The following is a 407-nucleotide window of genomic DNA, read 5'->3' as shown; positions in this document are numbered from 1 at the left end:
CCGCGCGTCACCCAGCTCGATCTCACCGGTCCCGCCCAGGTCTTCTCCAGCCTGCCCGACGTGACGGTGCATCTGGTCTGGAAACGCATCGAGCCGGTGCCGAGCGATTCCGTGATCGCGCTGACGCCGACCGTCACCTTCGCCGATTGCCCGCAGCTCGACGTGATCTGCGTTCCCGGCGGCTACGGCACCGACGAGCTGATGCTGGACGAGGACGTTCTCGCCTTTCTGCGAAAGCAGGAGAGCGGCGCGACATACGTGACCTCGGTCTGCACCGGCTCGCTCGTGCTCGGCGCCGCCGGTCTGTTGAAGGGATATCGCGCGGCCACGCACTGGACCGCGAGGGATGCATTGCCGTACTTCGGAGCCGAGCTGTCGCTGGAGAGGGTCTGCGTCGACCGCAATCG

General features: G+C 66.8%; 1 protein-coding gene. It reads left to right on the top strand.

The annotated features are described in order from the left end of the window. A partial coding sequence (locus AABA84_RS34905) for a DJ-1/PfpI family protein (protein ID WP_338314364.1) occupies positions 1 to 407 on the top strand: 407 nt, incomplete at both ends.

The sequence above is a fragment of the Bradyrhizobium sp. TM239 genome (assembly GCF_036247985.1).
Classification (GTDB): Bacteria; Pseudomonadota; Alphaproteobacteria; order Rhizobiales; family Xanthobacteraceae; genus Bradyrhizobium; species Bradyrhizobium ottawaense.
Note: the sequence above shows the minus strand (reverse complement) of the source record. Positions and strands in the feature narration are given on the sequence as shown.